Source organism: Nonomuraea basaltis (assembly GCF_005893125.1).
In the GTDB taxonomy this organism is placed as follows: domain Bacteria; phylum Actinomycetota; class Actinomycetes; order Streptosporangiales; family Streptosporangiaceae; genus Nonomuraea; species Nonomuraea basaltis.
The window spans coordinates 1-628 of sequence record NZ_VCJS01000639.1 but is presented as its reverse complement, the minus strand read 5'-3'; the positions used below and the strand labels follow the sequence as shown (position 1 = coordinate 628).

Sequence of the window (628 nt, the reverse complement as noted above, 5' to 3'; positions counted from 1 at the left end):
CCCGGGTCCTGGTCCGCACCAAGGGTGGTGAGACCGAGCTGGCCCGTGCCGAGGAGGTCGACTACATCGACGTGTCGCCGCGCCAGATGGTGTCGGTGGCCACCGCGATGATCCCCTTCCTCGAGCACGACGACGCCAACCGCGCGCTCATGGGCGCGAACATGATGCGCCAGTCGGTGCCGCTGCTCAAGAGCGAGGCGCCGCTGGTCGGCACCGGCATGGAATACCGGGCGGCCACCGACACGGGCGACATGGTCAGTGCCGAGAAGGCCGGCGTGGTGGAGGAGGTCTCCGCCGACTACATCACGGTCATGAACGACGACGGCACGCGCACCACTTACCGTGTCGCGAAGTTCAGGCGTTCCAACCAGGGCACCTCGTTCAACCAGAAGCCCATCGTCGTCGAGGGCGACCGGGTCGAGGTCAACCAGGTCATCGCCGACGGTCCGTGCACCGACAAGGGCGAGATGGCGCTGGGCAAGAACCTGCTCGTGGCGTTCATGCCGTGGGAGGGTCACAACTACGAAGACGCGATCATCCTGTCGCAGCGGCTGGTGCAGGACGACGTGCTTTCCTCGATCCACATCGAGGAGCACGAGGTCGACGCCCGTGACACCAAGCTGGGTCC

At 66.2% G+C, this 628-nt stretch carries 1 pseudogene; it reads left to right on the top strand.

Going from position 1 to position 628, the window contains the following annotated elements:
* Nucleotides 1-628: pseudogene (locus EJK15_RS69830) on the top strand (DNA-directed RNA polymerase subunit beta); the annotation flags it as partial.